Source organism: Thermogemmatispora aurantia, from assembly GCF_008974285.1.
Taxonomy (GTDB): Bacteria; Chloroflexota; Ktedonobacteria; order Ktedonobacterales; family Ktedonobacteraceae; genus Thermogemmatispora; species Thermogemmatispora aurantia.
Genome location: NZ_BKZV01000003.1, coordinates 89,954 through 109,070, shown reverse-complemented (window position 1 = coordinate 109,070; position 19,117 = coordinate 89,954). Strand labels below are relative to the sequence as shown.

General features: G+C 61.2%; 10 protein-coding genes and 1 pseudogene. 8 read left to right on the top strand and 3 right to left on the bottom strand.

Annotation, left to right across the window (positions count from 1 at the left end; all coding sequences use genetic code 11):
• Nucleotides 1-27 precede the first annotated feature (27 nt).
• A complete protein-coding gene (locus KTAU_RS10180; protein WP_151728293.1) occupies nucleotides 28-1,833 on the top strand; it encodes an ABC transporter substrate-binding protein in 1,806 nt (601 codons plus the stop codon).
• 80 nt (nucleotides 1,834-1,913) lie between these two features.
• Nucleotides 1,914-3,854: a methyl-accepting chemotaxis protein gene (locus tag KTAU_RS10175; protein WP_151728292.1), complete on the top strand. Its 1,941-nt coding sequence runs from the start codon at nucleotides 1,914-1,916 to the stop codon at nucleotides 3,852-3,854.
• A gap of 158 nt (nucleotides 3,855-4,012) precedes the next feature.
• Here KTAU_RS10175 and KTAU_RS10170 read toward each other — a convergent pair whose 3' ends face one another.
• Together KTAU_RS10170 and KTAU_RS10165 are read right to left on the bottom strand one after the other, a co-directional pair.
• Nucleotides 4,013-5,584 (bottom strand): glycoside hydrolase family 43 protein, encoded by a 1,572-nt coding sequence (locus KTAU_RS10170; RefSeq protein ID WP_151728291.1) that lies wholly within the window; start codon nucleotides 5,582-5,584, stop codon nucleotides 4,013-4,015.
• A 142-nt stretch (nucleotides 5,585-5,726) separates the two neighbouring features.
• The gene (locus tag KTAU_RS10165) at nucleotides 5,727-8,006 is read right to left on the bottom strand and encodes a glycoside hydrolase family 3 N-terminal domain-containing protein (RefSeq protein WP_151728290.1); all 2,280 of its coding nucleotides are present in this window, start codon (nucleotides 8,004-8,006) and stop codon (nucleotides 5,727-5,729) included.
• 293 nt (nucleotides 8,007-8,299) lie between these two features.
• Between KTAU_RS10165 and KTAU_RS10160 the strand changes: the two genes are divergently transcribed.
• The 5 genes from KTAU_RS10160 (at nucleotide 8,300) to KTAU_RS21920 (ending at nucleotide 15,860) form a co-directional block, all read left to right on the top strand.
• The gene (locus KTAU_RS10160; RefSeq protein ID WP_151728289.1) at nucleotides 8,300-10,090 is read left to right on the top strand and encodes a glycosyltransferase family 39 protein; all 1,791 of its coding nucleotides are present in this window, start codon (nucleotides 8,300-8,302) and stop codon (nucleotides 10,088-10,090) included.
• 118 nt (nucleotides 10,091-10,208) lie between these two features.
• On the top strand, nucleotides 10,209-11,414 hold the full coding sequence (locus KTAU_RS10155; RefSeq protein ID WP_151728288.1) for a glucosaminidase domain-containing protein: 1,206 nt from the start codon (nucleotides 10,209-10,211) through the stop codon (nucleotides 11,412-11,414).
• 266 nt (nucleotides 11,415-11,680) lie between these two features.
• Nucleotides 11,681-12,859, top strand: a complete 1,179-nt coding sequence (locus KTAU_RS10150; RefSeq protein WP_151728287.1) for a helix-turn-helix domain-containing protein — start codon at nucleotides 11,681-11,683, stop codon at nucleotides 12,857-12,859.
• Between the two features lie 602 nt (nucleotides 12,860-13,461).
• The gene (locus KTAU_RS10145) at nucleotides 13,462-14,586 is read left to right on the top strand and encodes a mannosyl-3-phosphoglycerate synthase (protein WP_151728286.1); all 1,125 of its coding nucleotides are present in this window, start codon (nucleotides 13,462-13,464) and stop codon (nucleotides 14,584-14,586) included.
• A 182-nt stretch (nucleotides 14,587-14,768) separates the two neighbouring features.
• Nucleotides 14,769-15,860 carry a zinc-dependent alcohol dehydrogenase gene (locus KTAU_RS21920; RefSeq protein ID WP_151728285.1) on the top strand — a complete coding sequence of 364 codons (1,092 nt, stop codon included), beginning with the start codon at nucleotides 14,769-14,771 and terminating at the stop codon, nucleotides 15,858-15,860.
• A 43-nt stretch (nucleotides 15,861-15,903) separates the two neighbouring features.
• Here KTAU_RS21920 and KTAU_RS10135 read toward each other — a convergent pair.
• Nucleotides 15,904-16,515 (bottom strand): annotated as a pseudogene (locus KTAU_RS10135) (TetR/AcrR family transcriptional regulator); the annotation flags it as partial.
• 866 nt (nucleotides 16,516-17,381) lie between these two features.
• Between KTAU_RS10135 and KTAU_RS10130 the strand changes: the two are divergent.
• Nucleotides 17,382-18,788: a solute carrier family 23 protein gene (locus KTAU_RS10130; protein WP_112426608.1), complete on the top strand. Its 1,407-nt coding sequence runs from the start codon at nucleotides 17,382-17,384 to the stop codon at nucleotides 18,786-18,788.
• Nucleotides 18,789-19,117 lie beyond the last annotated feature (329 nt).

The following is a 19,117-nucleotide window of genomic DNA, read 5'->3' as shown; positions in this document are numbered from 1 at the left end:
TGATGTTGATGTCAAGGAGGATGCACCATGCCCAGCACTGTCCCTGATCACACTCGCCCTGCCTGTGAGCCTCATAGTCTCAGTCCCGCTTCGTGGTGCGGCTCCTCGCCTGGCCCTGACTCACTCTGGGTGACTCAACTCCGTGGCAGGCGCCAGCGCCGGCATGTTCCCCGGCTCTTGGTGCTGGCTGCAGCCCTGCTGCTGGTGATGACAGCTTGTGTGCCTGGCAGTACGCCGACCAGCAGCACCCAGCCAGGTTCACAGATCAAGTATGGGGGAGCCTTAACCATTGTCCCCGGCCCCTATGGACGCTTCCAGCGTTTCTTTAATCCCTTTGCCGCCGATAACTCGACGCTCAGCGGGACCAAGGGGATGATCTATGAGACCTTGCTCTTCTTTAACCAGGAGACCGGCCAGGTGAAGCCCTGGCTGGCGACCAGCTTCTCCTGGTCTAGCGACCTCAAGACGCTCACCTTCCAGCTGCGCCGCGGAGTCGAGTGGAGCGATGGTCAGCCTTTTACCAGCGACGATGTGGTCTTTACGCTCAACTTGCTCCACCGCTTTCCGGCCCTGGATCTTCATAGCATCTGGACCACCCTCCAGGCGGTGACGAACCCCGATCCATACCGTGTGGTCATTACTTTCAAGCAGCCATCGTTTCCAGAGGAGTGGTACATCGGTGGCCAGACCTACATCGTGCCCCGCCATATCTGGGAGCACGTCAAGGATCCCGTGCACGAAGCTAATCCGAATCCGGTCGGCACCGGCCCCTTCATCCTGAAGTCGTTTGATCCCACGCTCTATATCCTGGAACGTAATCCACACTACTGGCAGCCGGGCAAACCGTATATCAGCGAGTTGCGGTATCCGGCCTATGTCTCCAACGCCAGCGCTGACCTGCTCCTGGCCCAGGGGTCTATTGACTGGACGGGCCTCTTTAGTTCGAATCTCCAGAGCTTTGTGGCGCGTGATCCGACTCACAACCGTTACTGGCTGCCTCCCATTGCCATCGTCATGCTCTATCTCAATACTGCCCGCTATCCCTTCAATCTGCTCCCTGTGCGCCAGGCTATCAGTCTGGCGATCGACCGTGAGAGCCTCTCGAAGGAGGGCGAGAACGGTTACGAGCCGCCGCCTCATCCAACGGGCATTGTCCTGCCTGCCTACCGTTCATTCCTGGCTCCGCAGTATCGCTCGCTCTCGTTCCAGATCGATCGGGCGCGCGCCATCCGCCTGCTGGAAGGGGCCGGCTTTACGCGGGGAAGCGATGGCATCTTCGTAGATCGCGAGGGCCGGCAGCTGGCTTTCAGCATGGAGGTTGTTTCTGGCTGGACTGACTGGGAAAAGGATTGTGCCTTGATGGCCCAGGATCTGGCCGCGATCGGCATCTCGGTCACGGTTAAGGCGCTCCCGCTCAATACCTATGTCTCGGATCTGCAGCTGGGTTCCTTTGAGAGCGCGATCTCCTGGACCAATAGCGGCCCCTCCCCTTACTATCTGTACGATGCTTTGCTCGATAGCGCCAACACAGCACCGATCGGGAAATCTGCTCCCTCGAACTGGGAGCGCTGGAGCGACCCCACAACCGATCAGCTATTGGCTCAATATGCCCACTCGACCGATCCCACAGTACAGCAGCAGGCTCTCACTGGACTGCAGCGCATTATGGTGGAGCAGTTGCCCTCGATTCCCTTGCTCTACAGCGTCAACTGGTATGAGTACACAACGGCCCGCTTTGTGGGATGGCCCGATGAGCACAATCCCTACGCTGTGCCGTCCCCCTATAGCTACCCCGATAATGAGCAGGTGGCGCTTACCTTGCATCATGTTTGAGTGGTCCGAGTAGCCCACTGGTCCGATCGCTGCCCCGCGAACGACCAGGTGTAGAGAAGCAAGAAGGGAACGTGAGCACGATGGTTTCGATGAGATGGATCTCGCAGGCGCCCATTGTACGGCGTCTCTTTCTAGCAGCTATGCTAGTGGCTGTCATTCCGGGCATCATCCTCTGGCTGCTCGGACGGGCCTATATCGATACCCTTAATGGCCGCAGCCAGGCGGTCCAGGTGAGCACTGATGCCGTCCACGTGGCCACAACCCAGCTGGCAAACCTGCAGCATATGCATGCCGACCTGATCGCCCTGCAGGCCCAGACATTCGTGTCAACGACTATTGCTGGGGCCCCCAATACTGATCTGGCTGCCTTGCGCCAGCGCCTGACCGCCGAGATCAAAACGCTGGAGTCAAGCTTCGCCCAGGGCCTGACGAGCTACCAGCACAACTACCAGCTGGCCACTTCGCCACAGATGGCCCCCATCCGCACGCTGCTAGAGAGCGAGAGCAGTACCCGTGGCCTGGCCAGTGACCAGCAGCAGACGCTGCAGCGCATCCTGTCAGGTGAGTGGGAGCACTACCTGCAAGCGCAAGATCGCGAGCTGGCGGCGTTGCAATCTTCCAGCACTACGAGCAAGACCACCCAGCTGCTGCAACAGGCCAACAGTGTCTATACCCCTCTGGAAAATGATTGGAAGCACCTCGTCGATCTCACGGAGACCGTCGGCGATAAGGTGGTCGAGGTAACTGGCCCCCAGGCTACACAGACGGCGATTGAGATCGCGCTGGCCGCCATCTTGATTATCGCTGTGGTCTTACTGGTCGGAACCTTTGTCTACTGGACAATCGCCCGCCCCCTGGGCCAGCTGGCTCGCCTAACACGCCGTATCGCCCAGGGCGACACCAGCGTTCGCGCCCCGGTCTCGGGCCGCGATGAGATCGCCCTGGTGGCCCGCTCGCTCAATAGCATGCTCGACCACATGGTGCGCCTGATCCAGGAGATTCAAGATCAGCGCAATGCCCTGCAGAAGCAGATTGAGGCTCTGGTAGGCGATGTCAGCGGAGTCAGCCAGGGCAATTTGAGCGGACGCGCGCGAATGACTGGCGGGACGCTGCAGATTATCGCCAATGCCTTTAACTATATGCTGGCCGAACTGAGCAGCCTGGTCATGCGTGTCAAGGGGGCAGCACGCGAGGTGGCCATCTCAACAACGGTCGTCGTCGATGCTCTGGCGCGCCTGGTGGAAACAGGCGACCAGCAGCTGCAACAGATCGCCCGTGCGACCCGCGAGATCGAGCATATTGCCTCCTCCAGCCGCAATATCGCTGAGCGCGCCAATATGCTGCAGTCAAGTACCCATGAGTCGCTTCAGCATGTGCGCCAGGGTCGCCAGGCCGTCCAACAAGTGCTCGAAGGTCTAAAGCGCATCTATGAGAATGTACAGGCGACCGCTGCTAAGGTTGAGAAGCTTGACGAGCATTCGCGCGCTATTAACAGTACCGTCGAGGTAATCTCAGCCATTGTCGAGCAGACGAACCGTTTGGCTCAGGATGCGGCAACCCTGGTGGCCTACGAGGGGGAGTCAGTGCGCGGTTTCGGAGCGGTAGCGGCTGATATCCAGCGTCTGGCCGAGCGAGCAAACAGCCAGGCGCGCTCGATCGTGCAGATCGTCGATGGAGTACGGCAGGATATCAATGCGGTGACAAGTTCGATGCGTACTACAGAACACGAAAGTGCCTTTGGAGCTGATCGAGCGCAGGAGGCTGGAGCTGCTCTGGAGACGATTTCTGAAGCCGTTGAGTTGCAAGCACGCGAGATCGAGCGCATTACAGATATGGCGGCCCGCCAGCTGCAGGCCTTTACCTCGATTGTGCAAACCATGCAGCGCCTCTCCCAGGCGACTCGCCAGATGAATGTGAACACGCGCCAGGCGTCGCAGCATGTCGAGGCACTGGCGCAGCGGGTCGAGTACCTGCGTCGCTCGGTCGAGGTCTTCCGTCTGCGTGAGGGTAGCACTGCCTGAACGGTACGGCCACGACGAGCCTAGCCCGCACCCGCGAGGGGCAAGCCGGATGAGCTTACTGAGAACAGGGCCAGGGTCGAGGATGGAACCGGAGGGGGGCAGGCTCTTTGACCTCCCTCCTTCCGGTTCCGCGCTCCTCAGCAGCAAAGTCGCTGACTTCAGGAGGCGAAGTCGGGAGCGGGCTGGTACTCGACCCAGTCGAAGTCGGCGACTGCGGTGCCGCTCCTTCCGTTGGTAGTCGCATAGAGGGCGAAGTAGACGCCTGTGAAGCCACCAGCGACCTCTGAGGTCAGATAGCGAGCCTCACCTTGCGCCAACTCGCGCCTCCCTGCCTCACCCTGGGTGTACGAGAAAAGATAGAGGGAAACGGCACCGAACGCGGGCTGCGTCGGCTGAATGGCCCGAATGCCGAGGGTGATCGGCCCTGCCTCTACCCGCTCGCGGGCAACGATGGCCGCCAGGCTTCCGATGCGTCGGCGCACAATGACCCAGTGCTCCCCCTCCTGACAGAGGACAGCGATCTCATAGTGGTGCTCACGGTTCATCCAGACGGTCAGGCCGGCCTCATGACCCTCAATCTGAGAAGCGAATTCGAGCTGCGCTGTCACGGTGCACTGCCCATGCTCCTGTCGTCTTCCTACGAAGGCCACGCCGTGGCCTTGATCAAGCGTGGCCGTGTTGCCGAGCAGACGCAGGAAGCCAGGGCGGGCGGCCAGCGACCAGCTGCCCGGGGGAGGCCAACGCAGGAAGTTCCAGTCGAGACCGAGCGTGGGCTGATCAAAGTCATCACGCACGGCGCGGGCAGGCCAGGACACGGAAGGCAGCTGTGGCCCTTCGAAGGTCTGCTTGAGCCGTCCGTTCTCGCCGACGTGTGGCCAGCCGCGGCTATCCCAGACTACCGGGGCCAGGAAGGTCTCGCGCCCTAGCTGATGGAGTCCGGTGAAGGGCTGAGGTCTGATCCCCAGACAGACAAGCCACCAGCTGCCGTCCTGGGCCTGCACCAGGTCGGCGTGACCAGTGGCCTGAATTGGGCTAAGCAGACTGCGATGACTCAAGATAGGGTTGTGGGGACAGGCTTCCCACGGCCCCCACGGCGTTGGTCCCCGAACCAGCGTCTCCATATGGCCATATGAGGTGCCTCCTTCGGCAATCATCAAGTAATAGCGGCCATCGATCTTGTAGAGATGCGGGCCTTCAGGGTAGGCACCGCCAGTTCCTCGCCAGAGAAGGCGGGGTTTCGTCAAGAGCCGGCCTGTGACCGGGTCGATCTCGCTCTGCTGGATGCCCTGCTCCTGACCCTCTGCAGTACTCGTCAGATAGACTCGGCCATCGTCATCGAAGAAGAGCGAGGGATCAATCCCCCCTTGCTCCAGCCAGATCGGATCGGACCAGGGGCCACGCGGGTCGCGGGCAGTGACGTAGAAGTTACTCCTTCCTCCTCTCCCTGCCTGCAGGTCCATATTGGTGGTGACCATATAAAAGTTGCCCTGATGGAAGCGGATGGTTGGGGCAAAGATCCCCAGCGACGGTTCGCTCCTCGGCAGGGGAAGTTGCTCAGGGCGAGTGAGGCAGTAGCCAAGACACTGCCAGTGGACCAGGTCGCGGCTGTGAAAGACAGGCACACCGGGAACATACTCGAAGGAGCTGGTAACCAGATAGTAGTCATCGTCGACACGGCAGATGCTCGGGTCGGGGTGGAAACCAGGAATGATCGGATTCTGCACCTGCATAGCCTGTATGCACCTTTATGGTCCTTCCAGACGCTGTTACCAAACCAAACGCCGCCCTGCCAGGGGAGCACTGACCCAGGCCGGGCGAAGCCGCCTGATCTGGGATCAGCGCCCGCGGTATCGCTGCCTTCCCTGGGCAGGGTCAGCGGCCAACCTGGCTGTCGGCCTGCACAGTGAACTCGGCGTGCAAGGAGGCCTGCGATGAGCCGCCCACCCAAACGTCAAAGACGGACTCATCGAGCACATAGGCTCCAGCGGCGGCGCTCCAGTAGCGCCTCGCCTCTGGCCCGATCGTGAAGCGGAGCGTACGCCTCTCTCCGGGGGCCAGACTCACGCGTTCAAACGCCTTCAGTTCACGTACCGGACGGGCTGCCCTCCCATAGCGCTGATGCAGGTAGAGCTGCGCTACCTCCTCGAGAGGACGCTGCGAGCGGTTGTGGAGCACCACGCTGGCGTCCAGCGTATCGTGAAGGCCGATCGAGGTGGCACTCAGCTGCAAATCGCTATACTCCACCTCACCATAGCTGAGGCCAAAACCGAAAGGATAGAGGGGCGTGCTCTCTTCCTCCCAGTAGCGTAGGCCGCTTGTATGCGGCTGGTGCGAGCGCAGATGCGCATAGATCAAGGGCACTTGTCCCACGCTGCGCGGCCAGCTCACGGGCAACTTGCCCCCAGGAGTGGCCTCGCCAAAGAGCAGCCTGGCCACGGCGTTGCCTCCTTCACTGCCCGGGTGCCAGGCCACCAGCAGGGCTGCCGTCCGTTCAACCACACGGCGCAGATCGAGGGGCCGGCCACAGAGCAGCACCAGGACCAGTGGCGTCCCGGTTTCAGCCACTGCTTCCAACAGCTCCAACTGCCGGCCTGGCAGGTCGAGCGTTGAGCGCGAGGCCGCCTCCCCGCTCATGTCTGCCGCCTCGCCCAGTACCAGCACCGCAACATCCGCCGAGCGGGCCAGGGCGATGGCTCGCTCGAACTCGGCCCGTTCGTCCAATGACGGTTCCCCCGCCAAAGATGCGCCTGGGACGAGCTGGTCGAGAGCGGCAAATGGCGAAGGGATGGGACGGGTTGGCAGCGGCACCCCAGGAGCATAGTCGATCTGCAGTGTGGAGCCTGCCATCTGATGGAGTCCCTCTAGGACGGTGACCGTACGCTCGAGCTCCGGCACGAAGACCCACGGGCCAAGGGTCGCCCGCTTATCCGCCGCCAGTGGCCCGATCACAGCGAGCCGACGCAGTGCCGCACGGTCGAGTGGCAAGACACCTGTATTGCGCAAGAGCACCGCTGAGCGCTCAGCGGCCACGCGCGCCAGCTCACGATGGGCGGGCGAGCTGAGTACCATGTTGGCGCGCATCTCATCAACATAGGGGTGCTCAAAGAGGCCCAGGCGGAACTTGAGCGCCAGCACTCGTCTCACCGCCGCGTCGAGCACTCGCTCCTCGATCTGGCCAGCACGCACCGCCTCTGGCAGCGTGGAGAACGCCGCCGGACGCGCCGCTGGACCAGTCTCACCCCCAAACTGTACACCCAGAGACATCTCCATATCCAGGCCAGCCTGCAGCGCCCGCAGGGCGGCATCGCGATCGTCGCGCGTCAGACCATGCGTGGTCAGGTCGATCACTGCGTTGGCGTCGCTCACCACGAATCCCTGGAAGCCTAGTTCGTTCCGCAGCACCTCGGTGAGCAGCCGGCGGTCTGCCGCCGCTGGCACTCCATTGATCCCCACATAGGAGCTCATAATGTTTTCAGCGCCCGCCTCAACTGCTGCTGCAAACGGCGGCAGATAGACATTGCGTAGCTCACTCTCAGAAAGGTTGACCTCATCGTAGTCGCGTCCGCCTAGCGCTGCTCCATAGCCCACAAAGTGCTTCGGTCCAGCGGCTATGCGCTCGGCTGCGCCAATCCCCTCGCCTTGAAAGCCTCGCACATGTGCGGCAGCCAGGCGTGCGCCCAGGTAGGGATCCTCTCCAGCCCCTTCGACGATACGGCCCCAGCGAGGATCACGAGCAATATCCACCATCGGGGCAAAAGCCCAGTGAATACCGACAGCGCGTGCCTCCCGTGCCGCTACCGTTTGCACCTGCTCGACCAGCTGCGGGTCCCAGGAGGCCGCCAGCCCGAGCGGCACGGGAAAGATGGTCCGCAGTCCATGAATGACGTCGAAGCCAAAGAGCAGCGGGATGCCAAGGCGGCTCTCCTCAACCGCAAGGCGCTGGAGTCGATTGGTCTGCACCGGGTCGGCGACGAAGAGAAGGCTCCCCACCTTTCCAGAGCGAATCTCTTCCTCCACAAAGGAGGTCTGGAGGGTGAAACCCGGGAAGTAGAAATACTGCGTGAGTTGCCCGGCTTTCTCTTCGAGGGTCATTGCGGCCAACAACGCGTCGATCCGTTGTTGGACCTGCCCAGCATATCCATCTCGGCTCATGGTCAGCTTTCTTCTCCTCCGTCATCAGCCTTGATACGACACAGTATAGCTGAATTGCCTCACCAAAATCTCGTGGTCGGCAACCGTCGATCGGTCCCCTCCTGCTTCCTGGCGGTCAAGCCGGGGCAGTGGAACAGCAAGACAGCCAATGCCGGTATTTTTCGCCCAATCATCTAGGCAACGCACGGCAAGTCGTCTAGAATAGATTCACTCAAGATAGAGAGCTGAAAGGTAATCCCTGCCTCTGGGCAGGCAGGTGTCTCGTCTCTGTCCTCTTCTGCAAGGAAAGGGGAATGATGGCCTCCTTATCAACCTTGCGTATGCAGTTGCGGCGAGCAGGCGAGCAGCTCGCAGCCCTAACTCTCATCGTCGCCATGCTGGCGATACGCCTAGGCTTCAGCCTTGCTGGCTGGCCCGGCACCGACAGCGAGGAAGGAACGATGGGGTTGATGGCTCTCCATATCGCCCGTGGCCAGGACTGGCCTATCTTCTACTATGGGCAAAACTATATGGGGGCCGGCGAGGCCTACGTGGCGGCCGTCTTCTTTCACCTCTTCAGCCCCTCCTTGCTTTCGCTGCGCCTGGCCATGCTGGTCTTTCTCCTCCTCTTTGCGCTCGCTCTCTACCAGCTAGCCCGACTGCTTTATGGGCGCATGGTGGCTCTCCTCTCGTTGGTGCTGCTCAGCCTGGCGCCACGCTATGTCTTGACCCCCGAAATGCGCGCCGTTGGAGGAGCTGTGGAGACCCTGGCTTTTGGTTCACTGGCTATGCTTCTGGCAGCCTGGCTGGCGCAGACTCAGCCGGAGGTGCCAGAAGAGTCATGGCCCAAGAGACGTCTGCTAGCTTCTTTCGCCTGGGGACTTGTAGCCGGCCTGGGTCTGTGGAGTCATTGGCTGGTGATACCCTTCCTCGTGTGCGCGGCGCTGCTCCTGGTGCTTTTTAGCTGGCGTGAATGGCTGAGGTACCCGGTCCTGCCGCTCCTCCTCCTGGCCGGTCTGGCCCTCGGGGCCTTCCCGCTGATTCTCTACAATCTCCAGGCTCCCGCCGGCCAGGACTCGCTCAGCGTTTTCCTGGCCCTCTATAGCCAGAATCGCTATCCCGGGATACCTCCTACGGGTCTGCAACTCTGGCTCAAGAAACTGGCTGGCACCTTTCTTTACAGCTTGCCCCTGGCCACCGGCATGACGCCGACCTGCCCTCTGGAAGCCCTGCCCTTCTACGGCTGGCAGCATGGCCAGAGCCTTAGCTGCGCCGCGCTCTACGGCGGCTGGAGCCTTGGCTTTCTCCTCCTGCTCGCCAGCTCCCTCTTCTTGTCATTGCGCCACCTCTGGAAGCTCTGGCAGCCCTCAAAAGAGGGCCGTCTGAGGGGGAAGAAGCGACAGGCACAGGCTTTGCACGCCAGTCGCCTGCTCCTGCTGTTCGCAGGTCTCATCACGCTGCTGAGCTACACTGTCAGCCTGACAGCGGCGCAGCGCCCTCAGAGCATGCGCTACCTGGTGGGCCTGCTGATCCTGACCCCCGCCCTCATCTGGCCCCCGGTCTACCTCTTTCAACAGAGCTTCCACTCTGGCATCGGCAACGCCTTCCAGGACCAGCCTTCACTATTACTCGGCACTGCCGCCTACCGTGGACGCGTCTATGCCCGCGCCCAGCGCTTACTCGCCGGGACAGTCCTGGCCCTGCTTGTTCTGGCCTTCCTGGAGGGTACCCTTGCCAACCTCCCTGAGATCCCCAGCGCCGCTCAGCGTCAGCAGGAATACGTTGCTCTGGCAGCCACCCTGGAGCAGTGGGGAGTCCGCCACGTCTATTCCGGTTACTGGATTTGTGATCGCCTGACCTTTGTGAGCCAGGAGCAGGTGATCTGCGCAACCATTAATCCCTGGCTCACGCGCAATGACCTGGTGCGCTATCCCCCTTATTACCAGGAGGTCAGTGCCGACCCCCGAGCTGCCTATCTCTTCAGCGACGCCCAGAACGGCGAGTTCCCGTTGCTCAGCAGTCAGGCCAGTACTCTTGCCAGCCGCCACTACCGGCGCGTGAATCTTCCTGGCTTTGTACTCTATCTACGCCAGGGACAAACCTGACCAGCCCGGCTCGTCAACCGCGCTTGACCTTCCCCCACCTTTTTTACAGGGGGGCTGCCTTTTCTGAGCGAAATGGGGTATCATTAGAGGAAGAGAGGCCATAACGAAAGGCGGACGCATGCAGCGGATCGGCAAAATTCTCATCGTTAGCCTTTTGCTTCTCCTCTTTGGCTTCGCCTCCTTTGCCTCGGGGAGCGCAACGTTGCGCGCCGCGCCGCAGCCGGCTAGCCCCTACGTCCTTGCGGGACCACCCTCCGTTAGTCCCGCTCTGATCGACCTCGTGCTCACCAGCTATCACTCACCAGCCGCTGGCAAAGGCCAGGCACTCTACGACGACGGGATCGAGTACGGGATCGACCCCGTCTATGCTCTAGCCTTCTTCTTCCATGAAAGCACCTTTGGAACAGTGGGCATCGCCCAGACGACGCTCTCGCTGGGTAACCTGCGCTGCATTCCCGATGCCGCTTGCATCGATGGATTTGCAGCTTTTCCCAGTTGGGAGGCCGGCTTTGTCGCCTGGTATCGGCTCATTCGCAGCGTCTACATCGATAGCTGGGGACTGACCACCGTCGAGGAGATCATTCCGCGCTATGCACCGGCGGCTGATCACAACGACGTGGCTGGCTACATCCGGGCAGTCGAGGCAGCGGTCGACACCTGGCGCAGCGAGCAACTGCGGCTCTTTGGTCCGGTCAGTGGCACGACTTCCACAATGAACGCAAGTAGTACAGGCCAACAGCCGACACCGGTGCCTACCCCAACGGCTATCGGACCCTCAGCCGGCAATCGGGCCACTGCCGTGCCCTATCCTGCCGATGGCTACGCGCTCCAGGGGCGCCCGACGGTCACGGTTGATTTCATCGCTAGCCTGCTGACCCAATACCAGTCACCATTGGCCGGCGACGCCCACCTGATCTACCAGAGTGGAGAGCAGGTGGGGATCGACCCCGTCTATGCCCTGGCGTTCTTCCTGCACGATAGCACCTTCGGCACCGTGGGCCTGGCACGTGTCACCCACTCGCCTGGCCTGTTGCACGCCCCAGTCACTGCTGATTGCCACTGCCGCTCCTTGAGTGGCTACCGGAGCTACCAGAGCTGGGAGGACGGCATCCGCGACTGGTTCCGTTATGTGCGCAACTACTACCTGGACCAGCAGGGCCTCGGCACTGTTGGACAGCTCGTCCCAGCCTATGCCCAGAGTCGTGACCCCCTGGTCGTGAAAACCTTTATCCAGATGGTTGAGCGCCAGGTCACCCTCTGGCGCCAGCAGAGTAAGCAAGCCGAGCAGGAGCAGCAAGCGCAGGCCGCCAGCCCACAACAGTAGACTGGCAAGCCACGTGCGCTTCTGCCTGCCCCGGCCTCGGCCTCACCTGGTCCAGTCTGAGTGATGGACTGGACCACGGGGTTATCCCTCCTCTCATCCTTGACCTCAACTAGCCACTCGTACTAGTCGAGACCGGCCTCCTGCCTTCTGCTGTTGACGTCCCCGGGCTGGCAACATATACTGAGACCAGCGGATAGCTGGAGGCAGTTGCTTTCATGTTCGAGGAACACATGCAGGAAGACTCGCCTGCAAGGACAGAAGAAGCTGTGCAGCAGGAACACCTCGTCGACGAGCTGGCCAACCCTGAAGATCGCTGGTTAACTATTAGCCAGGCCGCCCGTACGAGCGGGCAGAGTGAGGCGACCATCGAACGCTGGATCAGTCAAGGCCTCTTGCCAGTACGTCGCCCCCCGCTCGAGAGCAGGAGCCAGCTACGCCTGATCCGCGCTAGCGATCTGGCCTTGCTTAATGCTAGCGTTGCTGCCTCGGCGAGCACGGTCCAGACTCCCGCTCCAGCCAGGAACGAGGGTGGTCAGCCAGAGCAGCGCTCGCTGCCCGAGCGGCCAGCCGCGGAAGCCCCTCGGGAAGCCCACGCGGTCGCCTCCCCCGAGTTTGTCTCTCAGGAGATGGCAGCCCTGCGCAGGCTAGTCCGCGAGCAGGCCCTGCGCCAGCATGAGGCCCTGGAACGCTTGCGCAGCCGACTGGAGGCACGTTTTCAGCAACAGCAAGAGGCCTCCGCGCAACAGCGACTTGTTGTCGATGAGGCCTTGACTCGGCTGCAAACCTCCTTTGAGGATGAAATCGCCGCCCTCCAGATCCAGAACAGCACCCGCCAGACTGAGCTGGAACAGCAACTCGAAGAGCTGACGGAGCGATTACAGCAGACCAGTGAGCAGTGGCAGCAGACGCTCATCCTGCTTCGTCAGCAGATCGAAGCCCTGACGACCCATGTGCAACAGGAGGTCGAAGTCCACGAGCAGCTCACGCGAGAGATGCTTCACCTGACTACCCAACTGGCAGAGCAGCGTATCCAGCAGGAGCAGATGGCGCATACTTTGGGACAACTGACCCAACAGATGACGTTCCTGACGGCTCAGATCGCTGAGCAGCGCCAGCGCGTGGAGCAACAGCATGATCGGCAAGATCAGCAGGGACTTCAGCTCAGCTATCTTGAACGGGAGCTGGAGGAGCGCCGTCGGGATCAACAGGAGACCCAGCAGGAGCTGCTGGGGGTGCTGGCCGGGCAACAGGAGCAACTGGGAACACTGCTACTGCGCCTCAATGAGCAGACCCAGCGCTACGAGTTGCTCTCGCAGCTCTATTTAAATGTCGAACAGCAACAAGGAGAACACGAGCGCCAATTACGGCGCCTCTACCGATTCTTGGAGCACTTCTCTCCCAGTCCCCCCTCCGTTGGCTTCGATAGTCGCGATGGCTCTCTCTGAGCGGAGTAAGCTGGGAAGGAAGGAGGGAGCTGAGACAGCACCTGTCTCCTTTCTCCCCATCCGGCTCCTAGCCCGGCATCTGCCCACCTGCGTGGGCGGTGGCCTCGCTCCCTGGCCGGATGCCCACCTCGTCCTCTCTCGGCACCCCGGGCTGCGCTCTTGGGGCCTTTATTCCCCGCCTGGGGCGACGAGGAGCACATGCAAAGCCGTACAGGAGTGGTTCTTGCCTCTGTCTACTGCCTGGCTGTTTCAACCCTCCGCCTACCTAGTACTTTGAGCCGGCAAGCGGCGCGCCTTTTGGGAGGCGAACGTATTACTGTACGGCAGAGTTCCCTTCTGGCTGGCTAGCGAGGTTGCTAGCTAGGGTTGGGTCACCGCCCTCGCCCCTGAAGCAGAATGGCGGTGCCCGGTGGAGTGGCTCACTCTCTTAGCGGTCGGGAGCGGAGCCGATAGCGGCCCGGTCCGTACCTTTCTGTTCTGTGCTCTTGCCGGCCTCGATGAGATGAAAGCCCTCTTCCGTGCGTCTTTTCTCTACAGATGGTCGAATCTTTCCGGTCGCGACAGACGCAACTCCTCTCGATTAGAAAGGAAAAGCAAGCGATATGCTCATTGACACCATCCGATTTGCCCATCTTCTCGAAGAGCACAACCTCCACGATCTTTCCCATTTCCTGGCCCACACCGCCTTCATCATCTCCCACAAGTCCGAGAGCCTGGAGACGCTGGCCGGAGTACTCTGGTATCTGCCGGTGAACAGTCCGATCATTGTCGTGACCAACTGCCCCCCAGAGGAGTATGAGATGCTCAGGTTGGGCCTGCGGGCCCGACTGGCCTCCCACCGTCAGCTGTTCGTGGTGCACCAGAAGGACGACGCCCTGGCAGCACTGCTGCGCGTCCACGGCGTTGCCCATATTCTGGATAGCAGCGGCCATGTGCGCGATGGGAAGGGGGAGGGAATGTATCTCGGAACGCTGCTGGCCCACCTGCTGCGTTTTCCCCGCTGGCTCGTTTTCTACGACGCCGATAATCTGGTCCCCTGTGCCTTGCTGGAGTATACGCTGGCTATGGGCCGCCTGTTCATGGCCGCGCATACAACTTACGCCTACCACGCCAGTGGGACCTTGCATAATATTCGCATCTGCTGGGCTGCCAAGCCCGGCCTGCGCAATGGCACACTGGTCGAGGCCAGCGCTGGCCGCTGCACGAGCGTGGTCTCGCCAATTGTCTCCCTACTCTGTCAGTCCTGGTCTGGACTCCCAGAGACTATTACCTCCTCTAACGCCGGAGAGCAGGGGATGACCTTGACAACGGCACGAACATTGCGTTTCGCCTCCGGTTTCGCTGTGGAAACCTTCCTGCTCCTCGACTTGCTCTTCAAGGCCAGCCCTCTTTATTCGGCCCCCGCGGCAGCTCTGCTGCAGCAGTACCACTCCCATAGCCCTCACTTTCATACCAAGCGCGATGAGGACCACATCCGTGAGATGATCGCGGCGAGTCTCGGCTCTCTTTTGCTCTTTCAAGAACACCTCCCGCTCCAGGTGGAGAACGCGCTGCTGCGTCTCTGTGAGGAGCTAGAGCTGACACTGGTCCCTCCGCTGGTCTATCCCGCTCTGCAGGAGCTGGACCTTAGCGGAGAAGAGGATCTCCCCGATCGCTATCGCTTGCTGGAGCCTGTTGATAGCCCTGGCCGCGATAGCGATAGCCTGCTGGAGACCTCGCTGAGCTAGCCTGCCCTGTCTACTCGCCTGGCCGGTGGATGAGATCACGTCGGCGACCCGGCGCCTGACGTTCACTACACGCGCCTGTTAGGGGGGAGCACAGGCCCCCGCCCACCCCTTGACAGGCCCCCTTCGAGAGGCCACAATGAAACGAGCTGCAACGTGAGCGGTAAGGGAGGAAGTCATACGCTATGCCTGGACAGATGTTGGCGGCGATGTTCTATGCGCCGGGCGATGTGCGCCTGGAGGAGCGTCCTATCCCCGAGCCAGGCCCCGGCGAGCTTGTTCTGCAGATTGCGGCGGCTACTACGTGTGGTACCGATGTCAAGACCTATGTACGCGGTCATCCTCTGTTGTTCAAGCACCCACCCGCAGGCTTCGGCCATGAGGCCGCGGGCATTGTGGCCGCTGTCGGCCCGGGAGTGCAGGGCTGGAAGGAGGGCGATGCCGTGGTTGCGGCAAACTCCGCTCCCTGCGACCGTTGTTTCTACTGCCGCCGCGGTCGCTACAGCCTGTGCGAGGATCTGCTGCTGCTGAATGGTGCTTATGCCGAGTACCTGCTGGTTCCGGCCCGCATTGTGCAGCGTAATCTCTATCGCCTGCCGCAGGGCCTCTCGTTTACAGCGGCTGCCCTGACAGAGCCGCTGGCCTGCGCCCTGCACGGCGCTGAGGAGAGCGAGATCCAGCCCGGTGACACGGTGCTGATCATCGGCGCTGGCCCCCTGGGCCTGCTGCTGGCGGCAGCCGCCCGTCTGATGGGGGCCAGGGTTCTGGTCAGTGGGCATGGCGCGCAACGACTGGCCCTCGCCCGCCATTTCGGCGCCGAACAGGTCTTTGAGACCGGCTCCCTCTCCTCAGAGGAGCAGCGCGCTCTGCTACGGGCTGCTACGCCCGAGGGGCGCGGAGCCGATGTGGTAATCGAGGCCGTAGGTACACCCGAGACCTGGGAGCTGGCAGTCTCCCTGGTGCGCCGCGGCGGTCTGGTCAATTTCTTCGGGGGGTGCGCCTCCGGAACGCATATCTCGCTGGAGACACGCCCGCTGCACTACGATGAGCTGACCCTTAAGGGGGTCTTCCACCATACTCCTACCTACTTTGCACGCGCCCTGGAGCTGATCGCCAGCAGGCAGATTCCAGTCGAAGCCCTCATCACGGCTCGCTTCCCCCTGGCTGAGACCGTGACGGCCCTTCACCTGCTGCTCCAGAAACAGGGGGTAAAGTATGCTCTGATTCCACCAGCCTTCGCTCGGGACCTCCCTCGCAGAGCAGACCCTGGAGAATGAGTTGACTGTAGAGGTCAATGACCTGTTGCACGCTGAGTCGCCCGCCCGGACGGAACCAGGTGGCGACTTCGGTGCACATGGCAATCAGAGCGTAGGAGGTGACCTTGATGTCGCTCCGCTTGAAGACCCCCCGCTCCATGCCATCGCGCAGGATCTCCTGAATCAGGCGCTCGTAGTGGTCGCGCAGAGCAATGATGTAGTCACGGTTGGCGCCTTCCAGGGCCCGAATCTCGGTATCGATGATGAAGAATTCGTTCTTGAAGCTGGTGTGGAGACGAATGTGGTTAGCGATGGCCTCCCGTAGCCGCTCCAGCGGCCCTGGTTGCTCGCGTATGATGCGCTCCAGGTTGGCGTTCAGGTGGCGCATGTAGGTCTCCATGATTTCAACAAGCAGCGCTTGCTTGTTGGCATAGTGGTAGTAAATGCTGGCCGCCTGAATGCCGGCCATACGGGCGATGTCACGCAGCGGGGCCGCATGGTAACCGTAGCGGGCAAATAGCTCGACGGCGGCGCTCAGGATGGCCTCTCTGACGGAGCGGGGTTCGCCGTGGCTCAGCTGACCGCTCAGGGTCTCGCTGCTCTGTCGCTTCAGCTGGCTGTTTCTCACGTTTCTTCGATCCTTCCTCTCTGGCTGCTGATCACGAGATGGCCTCATGCCCTTCTCTGGCTGTCCTGCCCAGGCGCACAGCCCGACAACGCTCCGCTGGCTGCTCTGCTGGCACCGGGCATGCAATGCCATTGTCCTCTCTGTACCAGGCTCTGCCCCTATTCTAGCAGAGCAGCCCTCACCTGCCCAGTGCACAGGATAGAAAGAGGCGCCAAGCGCCTCACTGAGGATCGGCGCTAGAAACCTCTTGCCTTCAGGAGAAAGAGCAATGCGCCGTTACCCGAGGACTTCCCGAGCGTCGGCCCGGCTGTTATCACCCAGGCCGCCAGTCAGCCCGGACGGCGAGGCCAACCGCTCGACTAGCCCCCAGCAGCGCTACGTAGACCAGGGGTGGACGCGTTAGGGCCACCTCCGCCAGCAGTGAGGAGCTGAAGGAGAGTCGTGATCAGTCACAAGGATTGGCCGGAGATGGCAACCACTGTCTGTTAAAAGCCATCGCATCGCATCGGACAGATGGCAGCCGCACGTCTCCGCTTTCCCGCTGCCCGCGGAAGGTAGTCGGCTCCTTTACCCCCTTACCCTGGCCGAGGAGCGTTAGATGAGTCAGGTTGGCCTACTTGTAGCCCCAGGTGATGTCTCGCATTTGGGGTCAGAATAGGGTATAATCTAGGGAAATAGGCCCTGCCTGCTTGGTCCGCGGTCACTCCTGCCAGCTGTGCCCGCCGCGCAGGTGCCAGAAAGGAGGCCATAGCGCTCACATATAGTCCCACCGACCTGGTCGCAACCTCATCAATCATCTCAGAGCTTCGCTCACACTCCGGGTAGCGTATTCTTCTACAAACTACCCTCTTTTTCTTTCTATCGAGTCTGGCATCCACCTTTGGCCAACTGTTTCTATGAGGAGGGTTTTCCACATGGCAACAGGAGACACCGCGGAGAAACGCGGCTATTTCAGTAGTTGGACGCTCAAGACCGAAGGGATCATTGCGCCCGATGAGCGCCTTCCCTGGGGACAGTCCATTCTGGTAGGGCTGCAGCATGTGCTGGCTATGTTCGGCTCGACCGTACTGGCACCAATTTTGATGGGCTTCGATCCGAACACGGCCATCTTCTTCTCAGGCATCGGAACGCTGCTCTTCTTTCTAGTCGTGGGCGGGCGAGTACCGAGCTATCTTGGCTCTAGCTTCTCCTTTATCGCAGTGGTGCTGGCTGCCACTGGCTTCGCCAGCGGCTTCCACGGCCCGGGCCTCAATCCTAACATCGGGGTAGCTCTGGGCGGTATCATCGCCGCAGGGGTAGTCTACGGTATCATTGCCTTGATCGTGATTGCTGCTGGCTACCGCTGGATCGATATTTTGATGCCCCCGGTTGTGACCGGCGCCGTCGTTGCTGTCATCGGACTGAATCTGGCCCCGGTGGCCGTAAGCGATGTGAGTGGCTCAGCCTTCGATACCTGGATGGGCCTCATTACCGTGCTGGCGGTCGCTTTCGTGGCCGTTTTTCTTCCCAGTCCCTTGCGCCGCTTACCTATTCTGCTCGGCGGTATCATCGGTTATCTGATCTACCTGCTGTTTGCTAATGGCCTGCACCTGGGCAAGCCAATCGACTTCTCAGGACTGGAGAAGGCCAGCTGGATTGGCCTCCCCCACTTCTCAACGCCAACCTTTTCACCCAGCGCCATAGCGCTGATCGCCCCGGTGGCAGTCATCCTGGTGGCCGAGAACACTGGTCATGTGAAGGCCGTGGCGGCCATGACAGGGCGCAATCTGGATCGCTATCTGGGCCGCGCTTTCCTGGGTGACGCCCTGGCTACGATTGTCGCTGGTTTTGGGGGAGGTACCGGAGTGACAACCTACGCCGAGAATATTGGTGTTATGGCAGTCACTCGTATCTACTCTACCGCTATCTTCATCATTGCTGCGGTTGTCGCCATTTTGTTGGGCTTCTGTCCGAAGTTCGGCGCTTTGATCATGACCATCCCCTCCGGGGTGATCGGGGGCCTGGCGATCGTGCTCTTCGGCCTGATCGCGGCTACTGGTGGACGCATCTGGGTTGAGAACCGCGTGGATTTTTCAAAGAGCCGCAATCTGATCACCGTGGCCTTTGCCCTGATCGTCGGGGCCGGGAATCTGGCGCTCAATATCGGTAGCTTCCAGCTGAGTGCCATCGGTGTGGCTACTTTCGGGTCGATTATCCTCTACCAGATCCTGCGTGAGCCAGCGCCGGAGCCAGAGGAGACGGTGACAGCCGATGCGGCAGTGGGACTGAATCCGGCAGGCGAGCGCTCGCTGGAGCCAGAGCCGCCAGAGCAACGCCCATAGCTTTGCCCGCCCGCTCGCTCGCTGTGCTTCGGCTCAGAGCAGTCTCGCAGTCTCCTGGCCTTACCCTGGTTGGAGGAAAGAGAACCAGGGAGAGTGGAAGAGTGTGCACCACTGCCAGGTCAGACGCAGCTCAACAGCCAGAGCCGCAGTGCGGCTCTGGCTCTGATCCCTTAGCCCGAGCGAGAAGGAGGCCAGGCTGTCTGAGTAGCTACGGCAGAGGTATCTTGTCTTCCATCTGTCCGCAATGGTACAATGACCAGAGGAGCGCCGTAGAGATACTTTGCTGCGATCCCATCCTGCCGCCTTGGCAGGGAAGGAAGGCCATTAGG

Coding starts and splice junctions, on each gene's coding strand:
- KTAU_RS10180 (WP_151728293.1), top strand. CDS start 28: ATGCCCAGCACTGTCCCTGATCACACTCGCCCTGCCTGTGAGCCTCAT.
- KTAU_RS10175 (WP_151728292.1), top strand. CDS start 1,914: ATGGTTTCGATGAGATGGATCTCGCAGGCGCCCATTGTACGGCGTCTC.
- KTAU_RS10170 (WP_151728291.1), bottom strand. CDS start 5,584: ATGCAGGTGCAGAATCCGATCATTCCTGGTTTCCACCCCGACCCGAGC.
- KTAU_RS10165 (WP_151728290.1), bottom strand. CDS start 8,006: ATGAGCCGAGATGGATATGCTGGGCAGGTCCAACAACGGATCGACGCG.
- KTAU_RS10160 (WP_151728289.1), top strand. CDS start 8,300: ATGATGGCCTCCTTATCAACCTTGCGTATGCAGTTGCGGCGAGCAGGC.
- KTAU_RS10155 (WP_151728288.1), top strand. CDS start 10,209: ATGCAGCGGATCGGCAAAATTCTCATCGTTAGCCTTTTGCTTCTCCTC.
- KTAU_RS10145 (WP_151728286.1), top strand. CDS start 13,462: ATGCTCATTGACACCATCCGATTTGCCCATCTTCTCGAAGAGCACAAC.
- KTAU_RS21920 (WP_151728285.1), top strand. CDS start 14,769: ATGCCTGGACAGATGTTGGCGGCGATGTTCTATGCGCCGGGCGATGTG.
- KTAU_RS10130 (WP_112426608.1), top strand. CDS start 17,382: ATGGCAACAGGAGACACCGCGGAGAAACGCGGCTATTTCAGTAGTTGG.